12 protein-coding genes and 1 other annotated feature are annotated in these 16,127 nt (G+C 49.3%); of the genes, 7 read left to right on the forward strand and 5 right to left on the reverse strand.

The features are described 5' to 3' along the window. Positions 1–44: 44 nt before the first annotated feature. Entirely contained in the window at positions 45–1,304 is a 1,260-nt protein-coding gene (locus tag AC6R03_RS01235) for an inorganic phosphate transporter (protein ID WP_500626469.1), read from the reverse strand. A 127-nt stretch (positions 1,305–1,431) separates the two neighbouring features. Continuing rightward, positions 1,432–2,112 carry a TIGR00153 family protein gene (locus tag AC6R03_RS01240; RefSeq protein WP_334554222.1) on the reverse strand — a complete coding sequence of 227 codons (681 nt, stop codon included), beginning with the start codon at positions 2,110–2,112 and terminating at the stop codon, positions 1,432–1,434. Between the two features lie 207 nt (positions 2,113–2,319). Here AC6R03_RS01240 and AC6R03_RS01245 point away from each other — a divergent pair, with 207 nt between their 5' ends. Then, positions 2,320–3,837, forward strand: coding sequence for a CYTH and CHAD domain-containing protein (locus AC6R03_RS01245; RefSeq protein ID WP_500631804.1), 1,518 nt, complete (start codon positions 2,320–2,322; stop codon positions 3,835–3,837). A 28-nt stretch (positions 3,838–3,865) separates the two neighbouring features. Here the strand turns inward: AC6R03_RS01245 and AC6R03_RS01250 are convergent, their stop codons facing one another. Continuing rightward, the gene (locus tag AC6R03_RS01250) at positions 3,866–4,648 is read right to left on the reverse strand and encodes a potassium channel family protein (protein WP_500631803.1); all 783 of its coding nucleotides are present in this window, start codon (positions 4,646–4,648) and stop codon (positions 3,866–3,868) included. Between the two features lie 122 nt (positions 4,649–4,770). Here AC6R03_RS01250 and AC6R03_RS01255 point away from each other — a divergent pair, with 122 nt between their 5' ends. The 3 genes from AC6R03_RS01255 (at position 4,771) to hldE (ending at position 10,593) form a co-directional block, all read left to right on the forward strand. Further along, complete coding sequence (locus AC6R03_RS01255; protein WP_487901363.1) at positions 4,771–6,027, forward strand: methyl-accepting chemotaxis protein; 1,257 nt, start codon at positions 4,771–4,773, stop codon at positions 6,025–6,027. Positions 6,028–6,162: 135 nt separating this feature from the next. Next, a complete protein-coding gene (gene glnE, locus AC6R03_RS01260; protein WP_500631802.1) occupies positions 6,163–9,021 on the forward strand; it encodes a bifunctional [glutamate--ammonia ligase]-adenylyl-L-tyrosine phosphorylase/[glutamate--ammonia-ligase] adenylyltransferase in 2,859 nt (952 codons plus the stop codon). Positions 9,022–9,162: 141 nt separating this feature from the next. Next, positions 9,163–10,593 carry a bifunctional D-glycero-beta-D-manno-heptose-7-phosphate kinase/D-glycero-beta-D-manno-heptose 1-phosphate adenylyltransferase HldE gene (gene hldE / locus AC6R03_RS01265; protein ID WP_500631801.1) on the forward strand — a complete coding sequence of 477 codons (1,431 nt, stop codon included), beginning with the start codon at positions 9,163–9,165 and terminating at the stop codon, positions 10,591–10,593. An 84-nt stretch (positions 10,594–10,677) separates the two neighbouring features. Here hldE and arcA read toward each other — a convergent pair whose 3' ends face one another. Then, a complete protein-coding gene (gene arcA, locus AC6R03_RS01270; protein WP_334554234.1) occupies positions 10,678–11,394 on the reverse strand; it encodes a two-component system response regulator ArcA in 717 nt (238 codons plus the stop codon). A 326-nt stretch (positions 11,395–11,720) separates the two neighbouring features. On the opposite strand from arcA, the gene AC6R03_RS01275 reads away from it, so the two are divergent. Beyond that, a complete protein-coding gene (locus AC6R03_RS01275; protein WP_500631800.1) occupies positions 11,721–12,110 on the forward strand; it encodes a DUF3293 domain-containing protein in 390 nt (129 codons plus the stop codon). A gap of 81 nt (positions 12,111–12,191) precedes the next feature. Continuing rightward, the gene (locus AC6R03_RS01280; RefSeq protein ID WP_500631799.1) at positions 12,192–12,674 is read left to right on the forward strand and encodes a putative 4-hydroxy-4-methyl-2-oxoglutarate aldolase; all 483 of its coding nucleotides are present in this window, start codon (positions 12,192–12,194) and stop codon (positions 12,672–12,674) included. Here AC6R03_RS01280 and AC6R03_RS01285 read toward each other — a convergent pair. Continuing rightward, positions 12,671–13,135: a hypothetical protein gene (locus tag AC6R03_RS01285; protein WP_500631798.1), complete on the reverse strand. Its 465-nt coding sequence runs from the start codon at positions 13,133–13,135 to the stop codon at positions 12,671–12,673. The genes AC6R03_RS01280 and AC6R03_RS01285 overlap by 4 nt on opposite strands. A 366-nt stretch (positions 13,136–13,501) precedes the next feature. Further along, positions 13,502–13,623 (forward strand) — a sequence feature (Thr leader region). 29 nt (positions 13,624–13,652) lie between these two features. Here AC6R03_RS01285 and thrA point away from each other — a divergent pair. After that, positions 13,653–16,112: a bifunctional aspartate kinase/homoserine dehydrogenase I gene (gene thrA, locus AC6R03_RS01290; RefSeq protein WP_487901359.1), complete on the forward strand. Its 2,460-nt coding sequence runs from the start codon at positions 13,653–13,655 to the stop codon at positions 16,110–16,112. Positions 16,113–16,127 lie beyond the last annotated feature (15 nt).

A 16,127-nucleotide genomic window follows, 5' to 3' on the forward strand; every position in this document is an offset into this window, starting at 1 on the left:
ATCCACTAACACAGTACTGACAGATGACTTAGCTGACAGATGACTTAGACAAACATTGCTTGAATCGCGTAGTAGAACACCACGGCCAGCAGTGCACCGGCTGGGAGTGTCACAATCCAAGACGCAACGATGTTACGTACCACGCCTAGGTTCAATGCTGCGATGCCGCGAGCAAAGCCGACACCCAGTACCGCGCCGACCAGTGTTTGAGTGGTCGAAATAGGCAGACCAGTACCCGATGCTAATACCACAGTACATGCCGTTGCGAGCTGCGCAGCGAAGCCGCGGCTTGGCGTCAATTCGGTAATGCCGGTACCTACCGTTGCCATCACTTTGTGACCCAATGTCGCAAGACCGACCACAATACCAAAGCCACCTAGCGGAAGAATCCACCAAGCAATGGTGCTCTTGCCAGTGATTTCACCCATGTGCTCGACGGTAGAGACGACCGCCGACAGTGGACCAATCGCGTTGGCGACGTCGTTCGAGCCGTGCGCAAACGCCATCGCACACGCAGTAATGACCATCAGGACACTGAAGATGCCTTCAACGCCGGCAAATCCGTGGTCATCTTCGCGGCTCGCAAATTTCTTCTGGATATAGAGGTAACCACCAATCATGACCAGCCCTGAGAAGCCAGCTGACCACATCCACGCTTCGCTGTTCGATAGGTGAAGACCGACGTGCTTTAGGCCTTTCTTAATGGTCACAAGCGCAATCACCATGGTGGTGATGAACATGTAGACAGGCACAAAACGTTTGGCGTTGATCAGCGGTTTTTCAGTATCGAAAATCAGGCGCTGAGCACTGACGAAAATAACGTAAGCAAAGAAACCAGAGATGACAGGGGTAACGATCCAACTGCCGACAATGCCTTTCACACTGCCCCAGTCCACTGCTTCTGTGCCAACAGAGACACAAGCAAAACCGATGATGGCGCCGATAATAGAGTGAGTTGTCGATACTGGCCAACCCATATAAGAGGCTAGCAGCAACCATGTACCCGCTGCTAATAACGCAGACATCATGCCGTAGACAAGAACGTCAGGTTGATTGGCAAACAGAGAAGTTTCGATCACGCCTTTGCGGATCGTATCTGTCACTTCACCGCCGGCTAAATAGGCACCGGCAAATTCAAAGATCATCGCGATAATGATCGCTTGTTTTACGGTGAGTGCTTTTGAACCTACCGAGGTACCCATGGCGTTTGCGACGTCATTCGCGCCGATACCAATCGCCATTAAAAAGCCGAAGGCTGCTGCAATAATAATCAGGACAGTGCCGTAATTCGCAAGGATATCCATCGTAATACCTAGTTGTTGATAACAAGCGGAGCAAATTGGACACGACAAAACCCCACAGCGAATTCAGTGTAGCTCGCTTACTGGGGTGTGCTTATAAAATGCTCTTCGTTATTTGGTTAACTTATGTTTATGAGCGAGACAGCATGAGTTCAAGACGCGCACCAACACGCTGAGCTTGATCTGCAATACCACCGACCCATTCAAGAATCTTGTAAAGGAACATCACATCAATCGGATTCAAATCGCTTTCGATCGCCATCAGTTGTTGGCGAAGTTGGATTTGCATCGCGTCTGTGTCGTCCTCAATCACATCCAGTTGATGGATCATTTCAGCCACGAGAGTCACTTCGCGACCTTTAAATCCAGTTTCCAATAACTCATCGAGCTCATTGATGACTTCTTGCGCTTGGTTTGCGGCGTCGAGACAACGCTTCACGTAAGCAATGAAGTTTTCTTGAAGAGGCTCAGGAATAGTCAGTTGTCGGCCGTAGACACGACCAGCAATATCTTTGGCTAGGTTGGCCAGTTTGTCTTGTTGAGTCAGCAGCTCTAGCATGTCGCTGCGGTCGACTGGCAAAAACAAACCACGAGGAAGTTTGAGACGGATCTCGCGCTTTAGTACGTCGGCTTCTTTCTCTAGGTGAGAAATTTGTGCACGGATTTCTGCGGCTTTCTCCCAGTCACCCTTTGAACTGACTTCAAAGAAGTTCACTAGGTGCGAGCAACATTCGTTCACACACACAACGTGGCGCTGCAAAGGTTTGATAGGGGACTTTGCAAATAACCCCATAATTGTATTTACTGGCATGGTCATTCAACCCAATTAATATAACCTAGAAAAAACAGACACCAATAAGAATGGTGAAATGTTGAGCGATGGCTATAAAGGCGCGCATGTTAACCCATTAAAGTGTGCATTTAAACTGTTTTAGATCATCAATGGGGCGATATTTCTCTCTTGCCGAGTAAGAAAATAGGCAATATCCTTTGGCTATCTGCGTTAAAAGGTAACACTATGGAAACCGAGATAGAACTGAAGTTTTTTGTTTCACCTGAATTTTCAGAGACGTTAAGAGAAAAAATAGCGTTAACAAAAGTACTTCAGCACAGTTGTCGTGAGTTAGGGAATACTTACTTTGACACCCCGGACAACTGGCTACGTCAACATGATATTGGATTAAGAATTCGTCGTTATGATGATGTGTTCGTGCAAACGGTCAAAACCGCAGGACGTGTGGTCGCCGGGCTTCATCAAAGACCGGAATACAATGCAGAACATAATAGCAACGATCCCGTCCTTACCTTACATCCGCAAGACATCTGGCCCGATGGCCGCGCGATTGAGGAACTGCAATCTCAAATCGCTCCTCTCTTCTCGACCAACTTTACCCGTGAGCAATGGCTGGTTGGCATGCCAGATGGCAGCCAAATTGAAGTGGCGTTTGATCTAGGGTGTGTCGAATCAGGGGATTTAACCGCGCCGATTTGCGAAGTGGAACTGGAGCTGAAATCAGGCCAGACCGATGCCCTCTTTACCTTAGCGCGCAGCTTGTCAGAGCAAGGAGGGATGCGCTTAGGCAACTTAAGCAAAGCGGCCAAAGGTTATCGCTTAGCATCTGGCTACCAAGGTGACGAAGTGAAACCGCTAAGTTTGGTTGAGACACAGCAAAAAGACAGCGTAGAGACCTGTTTTGTCCAGTCGCTTGAGCATGCGTTGTCGCACTGGCACTACCATGAGCAGATTTACTCTGAGCGCGAGTCGATTGATGCGCTGCATGAAATCAAAAACGCCATCAGTTTTATTCGCCAAGTATTGACCGTCTATCGCGATGTGGTGCCACGTCGTGCCAGCGCCCTGGTTCGACAAGAGCTCAAATGGCTTGAACAAAGCTTAGAGTGGCTTAAGCAGTACGATTACCTTGAAGAGCTGCTGGAAGATAAAGGGCACGCGTTACGTAAACTAGAGGCACGTAAGTTCCTTGTCGCAGAGCTGAAAGAGATTCAGCAGCAGTTGCCTGACAGAGAAGAGATGTTGGCTCTGATTCATTCCGCCCGCTACGCCGGTTTGCTGCTGGATTTAAGCCGTTGGATTTTGACTCGCGGCTGGCAGCCGTTTTTAGATGAGAAAGCCCGTGAAGAGATGGCTGAGGGTGTAGAGCGCTTTGCTGTCGCCCAGCTCGATAAAACCTGGTCACAGTTGCTTGAGGTGTTCTCGCCTGAGCAAGATCTCAACGCGCCGGCGTATGTGGAGCAGCAGTACCATCTGATGCGCAATCTATACACAGGGGTGAGTTTTGCTAGCTTGTTCAATGTCGATGAGCGCAACAGCTTCCGCTTGCCTTGGAGTGACTTGCTGCATGGCATCGATGATTTGCTGACCCTTGAAACGCTGGATCAACTTAGCAACAAATTAGAGGGTGAGCAGCGCGAGCAACTGTTGCGTTGGCTAACTCGCCAAGAAAACTCCATTTTGCATGCGATGGAGCAGACGCGAATCATCTGCTTAGAGGCCCAGCCTTATTGGCGCCACTAGTCTCGCATCATCACCATCACTGGGGAGCTTAAGGCTCCCTTTTTGTTGTCTGGGGAGTAGCTTTTTGCGTTTTATTCTCCAATGTATCGAGCCGTTTAATGATGGCTCGTTGATTGGCGAGAATCTCTTTGAGTAGTTGTTCTTTGTGCTCAGATCGTTTGGCTTGCAACTTGGACGGCGAGGTGATCAACGAAGTGATAAGCCCTGAGATCATACCGAACAAGCCTACTCCACAGATGATCAGGGCCGACGCTAAGATCTTACCGCCATGGGTGACGGGAAAGTGATCGCCATAGCCAACGGTAGAGATGGTGACCAATGCCCACCACAGGGCATCCCCACCGGATTGAATATTGGCGTGATCTGATCCCCCTTCAATCAACAGCATCATACTTGAACCAACCGTAAGTAAAACGATCAACAGCAATAAGATCGACGCTAAGGTCATTTCATGACGATTACTTAAGATCTGACGCAAGATGTGCTTACTGGCGCGGATCACCAAGATCACGCGCATGATGTGAAACAGACGTGCGTAGCGCAGGGGTTCAATCATCGGGATGCTGGCGACAAAATCGATCCAATGGCGTTTCATGTATTTCACGCGATCTGTTGCACGGATCAAATCTATGCTCAACTGCAGGATAAATATGCTACAGATTGCGAAGTCCAAGCCGATAAGGACTTGTCGAGTTTCTTGACTGACTGGAAAGAACAATAAGCCTGAAATCACAAATAGTGCGACGAAAGACAAAATTAGTGACAGTAAGCTCATTGGTTTCGTATCGTCTTTGGTATCATCTCTTTTCATACGAGGCTCGAAATAAATAATATGAGTGCGACCGTTCCCTCGCGGTAGGCAGCGATAAGCATTAAGTGTCTGATAAGTACTCAATCACACCGTATCATAGTTGACTTAGCGGAGAACGAACAATGACCAAAATGGCATTTAAGCCATGGGAGCGAGCGATAACGAACGTCCGTTTGATCCCCAAAATGGTGCTACTGATGGTATTCAGTACCGTCCTTATCGTGGCTAAACAGTTGTGGGATGCCAGTACTTTCCACGACTCCTTGCTCGCCGCCACTCAAAATGCCCAAGTGGCGCAAGCGCATTATCAAGCCTACTTAGTACAAGTGGCTTGGCAAACTGTAATTTTGATTGGCGTCTTTGTCGTTATTTTGCTCTTTGCTGCTCGTATTATGCTGCGCCAAACTCAGTATTTGAATGATTCAATCAAACAAATGGCGAATCGCGATCTCTCCAATCCGATTGAAATGGACTGCAAAGATGAATATGGCGATGTGGCGCGTGAGCTAGAAAAAACACGCCGTCAGTTGCAAGAGGTGATCAAACTGCAAGTAGAGGCCTCGCAAGAGCTCTCAACGATGACTGAAGTGATGACTCTTAGCATGTCTGAGACGAAAGAGTCGGCGCAAGAAGAGTTTAATGAAATTGACCAATTAGCCACGGCGATGAGTGAAATGACCTCAACGGTGCAAACCGTAGCTGATCATGCACAGAATGCTTCTGCACTGACGGAAAGTGCGACAGGGCAAGCGCAAAGCGGTCAACACTTTGTGAAAGGTACGGTCGATAAAATCAGTGCGTTGTCGAAAGACATCGCTGCCTCAGCGCAGGCCGTTAACGAGGTCGAAGAGAGCGTTGAAGCCATCGGCAGTGTTGTCGGCACCATTCAAGGAATTTCAGAGCAAACCAACCTTTTGGCATTGAACGCGGCGATTGAAGCGGCGCGTGCCGGCGAAGCCGGGCGCGGTTTTGCTGTGGTTGCGGATGAAGTCCGTAATCTGGCGCAGCGCACACAGCAAGCGACGGTCGAGATCCAAGATATGATTTCTCAGTTGCAAAGCAGCGCATCCTCGGCGGTTGAGTTGATGGAAAAGAGTGTTGTTGAAGCGGCAGAAGGGGTGGAATTGGTCACCAATGCTGGCGGTGAGCTGGATGGTATCGTATCGCAAGTTAACCAAATCAATGATATGAACTTCCAAATTGCGACGGCAGCGGGCCAACAAAGCAGCGTGGCGGAAGAGATGAACCAGAACCTGACCAATGTTCGTGAGCTGGTGGAAGCCTCTGTGGTGGTGGTAACGGAACTGCTTGAGACGTCAGAAATGATGCAGCGCAACGCTGAAGAGTTGGATGAAAAAATTACCTCTTTCCGTGTCTGACGAATAAATCGCGCAACGACCAATAAAATTGATTGAACCAACGCCCATCGCCTACGCATGGGCGTTTTTTATTGACGCAAGTCTGGTATAACTAACGTCTTCGGTTTTTTATGCATTCGATTGTAAGGACTCCTCATGCATTTGCCTTCCTCGTTGTCTCCTCTTAGTGATAAAGCGTTCGCGGCGCTGCCCAGTGAGGCATTGGCGCAATGGCCAGCCGCGTTGCTCGAGTCGCTCAAGTACGTCCTAGGGTTAAGTCAGTTCGTCGCAGACAATCTGACCAAAGATGAGTCACTGCTGCGCCAGCTGCCAGAGATGCTTACTGAGCAAGATCGCAAGCAGCACTATCGTGCAGATCTTTGCGCGCAACTTGAAACCTGTTCCGATGAGATGCAAGGACAGCGAGTCTTAAGACAGTTTCGTCGTCGTGAAATGACCTACATCGCTTGGCGAGACTTTTGTCAGAGTTGGACATTGGAAGAGAGCCTGAGTCATCTTTCGGAACTGGCTGAGGCGATGATTGTTGAAACCTATCAATGGCAATACAAAGCCTGTTGCGAATTGTGGGGTACACCTTGTGATGAGGCGGGGAAGCCACAGCCGATGTTGATCATTGGTATGGGTAAGCTTGGCGGTGGTGAGCTCAACTTTTCATCCGATATCGATCTGATTTTTACCTATCCAGAAAACGGGGAAACCCAAGGCGCCCGTCGTTCGATTGCTAACGCTCAGTTTTTTACCCGTTTGGGCCAGCGCATTATCAAAGCGCTCGATCAACACACCTTTGACGGTTTTTGTTACCGCGTCGACATGCGCTTGCGCCCTTTTGGCGAAAGTGGCCCTTTGGTGATGAGTTTTGCCGCGCTGGAAGATTACTACCAAGAGCAAGGGCGTGATTGGGAGCGCTACGCGATGATCAAAGCGCGAGTGATGGGGCGAGAGATGTATCCCGAATATCAAGCGCTGAGAGAGATGTTGCGACCCTTTGTTTTCCGTCGTTACATCGATTTTAGTGCCATTCAATCGCTGCGCCGAATGAAATCCATGATCAGCAGTGAAGTACGCCGCCGTGGGCTGAGTAACAATATCAAGCTAGGGGCTGGTGGTATCCGCGAAATCGAATTTATCGCCCAAGTGTTCCAGTTGATCCGTGGGGGCCGAGAGCCGAGCTTAAGGCAGCGTGGATTGTTAGTCACCTTAGAGGGGATTGAAGCACTGGCGTTGCTCTCAAGGGATGAAGTGACTCATCTCACTCAGGCGTATCATTTTCTGCGTCGTTTGGAGAACCTGCTCCAAGCGATGGCCGACAAACAGACGCAAACCTTGCCAGAGTCTGACCTTGAGCAGTGTCAGTTAGCAACGGCGATGGGCTTTGCTGACTGGCCTGCACTAACGCGCGAGGTAGAAGCGCACATGCAGCGGGTTCACCATGTGTTTCAGGCATTAATTGGTGACGATGAAGAAGAGCATGAGCAGAGCGATGTCGCCAAGCATTTTCATGAGCTGTGGGATATGGCAGAAAAACCGGATGTGATGGAGCATATTTTATCTCATGACATCGGGCGAGAAGAAGCCAGTGCGATGGCGATGACCATCATTCAATTTAAGCATGATTTGGCGAAAAAAACCTTGGGCCCACGTGGGCGTGAGGTACTCAACCGTTTGATGCCCAAGATCTTTGCTGCGATCTATTCACATCAGGATGCAGAGTTCGGTTTACCTAGAGTGCTGCATCTATTGCATAAAATTGTCACACGCACCACCTATCTTGAGCTGTTGGATGAACATCCTGCCGCGTTGACGCAACTGGTGCGTTTGTGTACCGCCAGTCCCATGATATCGGAGCAGTTGGGTCGCTATCCGATCTTGCTTGACGAACTGATTGACCCTCAGCAGCTGTATAACCCCGTCCCACTTGATAGTTATCGCACCGAATTGCGCGACTTTCTTGCCCGTATTCCAGAGGATGATATGGAGCAGCAGATGGAGGCGCTGCGTCAATTTAAACAGATTTGCATCTTGCGTATTGCCGCCGCCGATATTGCCGGTGTCTTGCCTGTCATGAAAGTGAGTGACCACTTAACCTACCTAGCCGAAGCTATTGTTGAGTCGGTCGTCCATCAAGCTTGGCTACAAATGGCTGAGAAGTACGGTGAGCCGACGCATCTCAAAGAGAGAGAGGGCAAAGGCTTTGCGGTCATTGGCTATGGCAAAGTGGGAGGCTGGGAGCTGGGCTACAACTCGGATCTGGATATCGTGTTCATGCACGATTGCCCAGTGAACGTCTACACCGATGGCGCAAAAGAGATTGATGGGCGCCAGTTTTATCTGCGCCTTGCCCAGCGCATTATCCATATTTTCTCAACCCGCACAGCCTCGGGGATTTTGTATGAAGTGGATACCCGCTTAAGGCCATCCGGCATCTCTGGTTTACTGGTTAGCCCTGCCGACGCCTTTGATGAATATCAGCATCAAGAGGCGTGGACATGGGAGCATCAAGCTCTAGTGCGCGCCCGCATGATTTACGGTGATGAGCCGCTACAGGCTGCATTTGCTAAAACGCGCCATGAGGTCTTGGCGACGCCGCGCGATGAAGCCAGTTTGCGCAAAGACGTCGCCGAGATGCGAGAAAAAATGCGCGATCATCTGGGTGGGAAAAAGCCTGGCCGCTTTATGCTCAAACAAGACCCAGGCGGTATCACGGATGTGGAGTTTTTGGCGCAATATTTGGTGCTTCGCTATAGCCATGAGAAGCCAAAACTCACGCGTTGGAGTGATAACGTCCGTATTTTCGAATCCATGATGGCGCAAGGTGTGCTTGAGGATTCGGCGGCGCAGGCGCTGACTCACGCCTACACCACCATGCGCGACCAAATTCATCACCGCAATCTGCTCAACCTTGACGCCGATGTCACGCAAGATAAATTTACCGATGAGCGTGCGCTGGTGCAGAGAATATGGGCGCAGTGGTTAAGTTTGGAGTCGGCCTCCTAAGGTTTACTAAAGTGACAAAGCCGATACGCGGTGGCTGGCAGAAAAATCGCCTAATTCCGACAATTTGGCATTAAGGCAAGGGTTTAGGGTGGTATAACGCTGTGCTAAACTCTCGCGAGAATTTAATTTTGGAGATCGTTGATGAAACCTATCCTGCCGAACTACAAGGATTCTGGTGTCTTAATCATTGGTGATGTGATGCTGGATCGCTACTGGTACGGACCGACTGGCCGTATTTCACCAGAAGCACCGGTGCCTGTGGTTAAAGTAGAAAATAACGAAGAGCGTCCAGGTGGGGCCGCCAACGTCGCTATGAACATTGCGTCACTCGGCGGACATGCGCACATCGTCGGTCTAACGGGTATTGATGAGCCAGCTCAGGTGTTGAGTGAGACGCTGACGGCGCTGAACGTGACCTGCGATTTTGTTGGTTTGGCCGAGTATCCAACCATCACAAAACTGCGCGTGATGAGCCGAGGGCAACAACTGATTCGTCTCGATTTTGAAGACAAGTTTGAAGGTGTTGACCCGTCATTAGTGCTTGCTCGTATGGAGAATGCACTGCCCAACGTCAAAGCGGTGGTGTTATCGGATTACGCCAAAGGCGCGCTCGAGCACGTCCAGCAGTACATTCAAAAAGCGCGAGCGGCGAACGTGCCTGTCTTTATCGACCCGAAAGGCGCAGATTTTGAACGCTACCGCGGCGCAACTTTGTTGACACCTAACATGGCAGAGTTTGAGCATGTGGTAGGTAAAGTGAAGTCCGATGACGACTTGGTGGAAAAGGGCTTAGCCCTTATCGAGCAGTTTGACTTGGACGCACTCTTGGTGACGCGCAGTGAGCACGGTATGACCTTGCTACGTCGCGGTCAAGCGCCATTCCATCTTCCCACTCAAGCGAAAGAAGTGTTTGATGTGACGGGTGCCGGCGATACGGTGATTTCCGTGTTGGCTGCCTCCGTTGCGTCAGGGAAAGCGTTGGATGAAGCGTGTGCGTTGGCCAATGCCGCCGCAGGCGTTGTGGTGGGTAAGCTGGGTACTTCTACGGTATCAACCATCGAGCTTGCCGAAGCTGTACATGGCAGCCAAGATACCGATTACGGTGTGATCAGCGAGAAAGCGTTAATTACTGCCGTTAAGCAGGCGCAACAGAAAGGCGAGAAAGTGGTCATGACCAATGGCTGTTTCGATATTTTGCACGCCGGCCATGTCTCTTACCTCAATCACGCAGCGGAGCTCGGCGATCGTTTGATCGTAGCCGTCAATACTGATGAGTCGGTAAAACGCCTTAAAGGTCCAGGTCGACCTGTCAACCCAACTGATCGCCGCATGGCTGTACTGGCAGGACTTGGTGCCGTCGACTGGGTAGTACCGTTTAGTGAAGATACCCCACAACGCCTGATTGCCACGGTATTGCCGGATCTGCTTGTCAAAGGCGGTGATTACAAGCCTGAAGAGATTGCTGGTGGAGTTGAGGTGATTGCTAACGGCGGTGAAGTCAAAGTGCTCAATTTTGAAGACGGTTGCTCGACCACAGAAATCATTCAAGCCATCCGTGGTGGAAAAGGCTGATCCAACCGAGCGACACATAACAAAAATACCCAACAAAAATGGAGCCCTTAGGCTCCATTTTTTATGTTGACTGCGAGATGTCGATTACTCTTCTAAATCACCGCAGAAACGGTAACCTTCACCGTGAATAGTCGCGATGATTTCAGGCGTGCCTGATACCGATTCAAAGTGCTTACGAATACGACGAATCGTAACATCAACAGTACGGTCATGAGGCTTAAGCTCACGGCCGGTCATTTTCTTCAGAAGATCAGCGCGAGTTTGGATCTTACCTGGGTTCTCACAGAAGTGCAGTAGGGCACGGAATTCTGAACGAGGCAGCTTGTAGCCATCGCCACTTGGGCTCACCAGTGAGCGGCTGTTGATGTCCAGTACCCAACCATTGAACTGGTACTTCTCAACGCTACGTTTTTCTTCTTGCACGGCACTGGCGTTCATCGAACGATTAAGCAGGTTGCGCGCGCGAATGGTCAATTCACGTGGGTTAAATGGTTTGGTGATGTAATCATCCGCACCGATTTCTAGGCCTAGAATTTTATCCACTTCATTGTCACGACCTGTTAGGAACATCAGTGCCACATTGGCTTGTTCGCGCAGCTCACGAGCCAGTAGCAGGCCGTTTTTACCAGGCAGGTTAATATCCATGATCACCAGATTTACATGGCTCTCAGACAGAACCTGGTGCATCTCTTCACCGTCACTGGCCTCAAAAACAGCGTATCCCTCTGCTTCAAAAATACTCTTTAGAGTGTTACGAGTTACTTGCTCATCTTCAACAATAAGAATGTGCGGGGTTTGCATTGGCGGTACCTAAACTTGTGAAAAAACTGTGCTAATAGAATAAATTCTAGGCAAAAACATAACATACAGGTAATGTCTTGTTGATAATAAACCAAAGACTTTAAAATTACACTGCCTTTAGTTGCCCGCCATCCTTGGTGTCTAACAGACTTGCAGCGAGGTCCCTTAGTCCTCTGTATCCCATTAGTCGTTGAAGCGGATTCTATAATGTTAACAGCATGCTAACAATGCAGAAATGTTAATTCCAATCACTTTGTTGATTTATATCAAGAGTTCTAATGTAACAAATATTAATAGTCTCGAGTAAATGTAAAACTGTTGACGATATGACAATCAATGCTCAGCTGTGGCAAGCCTATCGCGAGCCATTTTTCCGATTTATCAGTACGCCACCTGTTGATGCGTTCGCCATCGTGACGGCGTGGAACCCCGCCAGCCAACGCCTTACCTTAGAGCAAAATCGCCTTCGGCAGCAGGCGATGATCACAAGTCTAGGCGGCGCAGCATGGAGTGAAGTCTTGGTAGGGGATAGCCGTTTTGAATGGAGCGAAGAGAGCCTGGCGGTGACGATGCCGATGCAAACCGCGCTTTCATTGGCCAACCGTTTTGGGCAAAATGCCATTTACTACGTCCAAGGAGAGACGTTGATCTTGGTATCTTGTTTGCCTGATGGTCGACAAGAATCGCTAGGGCAGTGGCGCACTCGATGCCTATAAAGGTCGATTTACCCTCTGGGGTTACGAAGCGAACGTCAGAGAATCAGTTTTAACAATTGAATGTTTCATGGAGGATATACAATGGATATTACGCCTGATATTTGTGATCAGCACGAAGACAAAGTGACACTGCTTGAGTTACCGCTTCAAAGCTTTGGCCGTAAGTTGGCTTTTTGGGGAGAGATCGTCACTATTCGTTGTTATCACGACAATTCCAAAGTGCGAGACATGCTGAGTCAAGATGGCAGCGGAAAGGTGCTGGTGGTCGATGGGCATGGTTCGTGTCAAAAAGCGCTACTCGGCGATCAATTGGCGATCATGGCGATCGAAAACAATTGGGAAGGGGTCATTGTTCATGGGGCGGTACGTGATGTCGCGACAATGGCTGAAATGGAGCTAGGCATAAAAGCGCTAGGTACCTGCCCTTTCAAGACTGAGAAGCGCGGTGCGGGTGAAGTCAACGTGACCCTCACCATACAAAACCAGATGATTCAACCGGGCGACTATATTTACGCGGATTGGAATGGCGTCTTGATGTCTTCTGAGGCGTTAGAGTGGAGTTAGAAGCGAAAGCCTAACCCGACCTCAACGCCTTGTTGCCACTCTTGATAATCGAGAGTGGCATGAATATCGAGGTTTTCAGTCAGCTTCATTCGGCTAGAGACTTCGGCTGAGAGCGCTGGCTGACGTTTCCCTTCATCCACACTTTCTATGCTGTAAGAGTGCAAAGTACTTTTTACAGAGAGACGCGACGTAAGCTGGTAACTCACCCCACTAAGAAATCCTGATTCACTGTTTGTGTCACTTTGATTGAGACGCGCACCGACATAGAGATCGATGTTGTCGAACAGAGAATAAGAGTACCCGCCATCAATTTTCCAAGAGTCAAAATCTAAGCTGTCATTTTCACTCGAAAGGAAGAGCTTGTGCGGTGACGTGTGTTGCGAGGCAGGCAAGGGGGGCAAGGTGGCGGCAACAGACGAAAAAGTAGTAAGCAGCAGCAAGAGGCCGATTGTCGTTTTCATACGCCACTCCTTAGCTTATGGTTATGTGGTTTTAGCTCATGGCTATTTCGTTGTCGCTCGATTGATTCGTGCTGTTTTCTCCACTGCCCACATTACGCTTGAGGTGTATTGTCCTTCAAGTCATAACGGAAGGGTAATTATCATTAAAGCACAAAAGTGCACCGTATTGAGCAGAAATTATATAGCATTTGGTTATTAGGCAGAGCGTCTGTGGATGATTTGCTATGAGCCTGATTGCTATGGTCGGCGGATGTGAACCTGGTGCAAGAATAAACAAATGAAAAAATAGCAAGTTTTCGTTGACTCACTATTCACAAATAGGTTAAACCTATGTGAAGCAAACACATCAAGTAGAATCAAATATGTTTAACAGCTCAGTAATGACCACAACCATTATTATTACCGACACTATTTATGTTGGGGCAGGCTGCTAAGCGAAGGAAATTCAAAAAAAGGCCTGTATCCAACAAGATACAGGCCTTTTTTTATACCCATTTATTATCATTTGGAGGAAGGGATGCGTGTATTAAAGTTTGGCGGTTCGTCTTTGGCGGACGCCGACCGCTTCTTAAGAGCGGCGGATATCATTGCCAATAATGCCCAACAAGAAGAAGTGGCCGTGGTGCTCTCCGCACCGGGTAAAACAACCAACAAGCTCGTGGCTGTGATTGAATCAGCGTTGAAAAACGGAGAGTCTGAACTGCAAATCGCCGAGCTTGAAGATTCGTTCCGCGACCTGTTCCAAGACATCAAACAAGTGCTGCCTTCGATCGATGGCAGTGCCTATAACCATCAAGTGAAAACCTCCCTCTCTCAACTGCGTCAATTTGTTCATGGCATTAACCTACTGGGGATGTGTCCTGATAACGTGAATGCTCGCATCATCAGCAAAGGTGAGCGCGTCTCGATTCAATTGATGAAAGCCGTCTTGGAAGCGAAAGGTCAAGCGGCAAGCTTGATCGATCCGGTTGAGTACCTTTTTGCAAAAGGTGAGCCACTTGAAGCCATGGTAGATGTGGAGATTTCCACCCAGAACTTTCGTCAGAAGCCGCTTCCACAAGGCCATGTCAATATTATGCCGGGCTTTACCGCGGGCAATGACAAAGGTGAGTTGGTCACGTTGGGCCGCAATGGCTCGGACTACTCTGCCGCAGTGTTGGCGGCATGTTTGCGTGCCGATTGCTGCGAGATTTGGACAGATGTTGACGGTGTCTACAACTGCGATCCACGTTTAGTTGATGATGCGCGTCTGCTTAAGTCACTGAGTTACCAAGAAGCGATGGAATTGTCGTACTTTGGCGCGTCTGTACTGCATCCCAAAACGATTGCACCGATTGCTCAATTCCATATCCCTTGCCTCATCAAAAACAGTTTTAACCCCCAAGGTGCAGGTACCTTGATTGGCCAAGATACGGGCGAAGACAAGCTGGCGATCAAAGGTATCACGACGCTCAACGATTTGACTATGGTTAACGTCTCCGGTCCTGGTATGAAAGGTATGGTGGGCATGGCGAGTCGTGTGTTTGGTGCCATGTCATCGGCGGGCGTCTCTATCGTCTTGATCACTCAGTCATCGTCAGAGTACAGCATCAGCTTCTGTATCGAAGCGCAAGATAAAGCGCTGGCGCAAAAAGCGCTCGCTGATGCATTTGAGTTGGAGCTGAAAGATGGCTTGCTCGAGCCGGTAGATTTTATTGATAACGTTGCCATTGTGACCCTAGTGGGCGATGGCATGCGCACATCACGCGGTGTGGCCTCTCAGTTCTTCTCGTCGCTTGCGGAAGTGAACGTCAATATTGTTGCGATTGCACAAGGTTCCTCTGAGCGTGCAATCTCGGCGGTGATTCCAGAAGATAAGATCTCTGAATCGATCAAAGCGTGTCATGAAAATCTATTTAACTCAAAGCACTTCCTTGATGTCTTTATTGTCGGTGTCGGCGGTGTGGGCGGTGAGTTGGTGGATCAAATCGAGCGTCAACAAGCCAAGTTAGCAGAAAAAGGCATCGTGCTTCGTGTCTGCGGCCTTGCCAATAGTAAAGGTTTGCTACTTGATAGTGACGGGCTGCCTTTGGATCACTGGCGTGATCGTATGAATGGCGCAAGCGAAGAGTTCAGCTTAGCGCGCCTTATCTCAACCGTTCAACGTAATCACATCATCAACCCAGTCTTGGTTGATTGCACCTCGAGCGAAGCGATTGCTAACCAATATGCGGACTTTTTGGCGGCGGGTTTCCACGTCGTTACTCCGAATAAGAAAGCCAATACGGCGAGCATGGCTTATTATCATCAGTTACGCGATGTCGCGCGTAGCTCTCGTCGTAAGCTAATGTACGAAACAACCGTTGGTGCCGGCCTTCCAGTTATAGAAAACCTGCAAAATCTGATTTCAGCGGGTGACGAACTTGAGCGCTTCACCGGTATTTTGTCGGGCTCTCTCTCTTTTATCTTCGGTAAATTGGATGAAGGCATGACGTTGAGCCAAGCGACCAATATCGCTAAAGAGAATGGCTTTACCGAGCCTGACCCACGTGACGACTTGTCCGGTATGGATGTCGCACGTAAGCTGCTTATCTTGGCTCGTGAAGCGGGTATGAATCTTGAACTTGAAGATGTCGTGGTCGATCAGGCGCTGCCGCCAGGCTTTGATGATTCAGGTACGGTAGACGAGTTCATGGCACGTCTTCCTCAAGCGGACGCTTACTTCCAAGAACTGTCAAAGCAGGCTGCCCAAGAGGGTAAAGTACTGCGCTACGTCGGTGAAATCAAAGATGGAGAGTGCCGCGTTAGCATGGCGGCGGTTGATGAGAACGACCCTATGTTCAAAATCAAAGATGGTGAAAATGCGCTGGCGTTTTACAGCCGTTACTATCAGCCCATTCCTTTGGTTCTACGTGGCTATGGTGCGGGCACGGAAGTGACTGCCGCGGGCGTCTTTGCTGACGTGATGCGTACACTTGGCTGGAAATTAGGGGTGTAGTGTAATGAGTCGTGG

The organism is Vibrio sp. R10-SG-ISO4 (assembly GCF_059834135.1).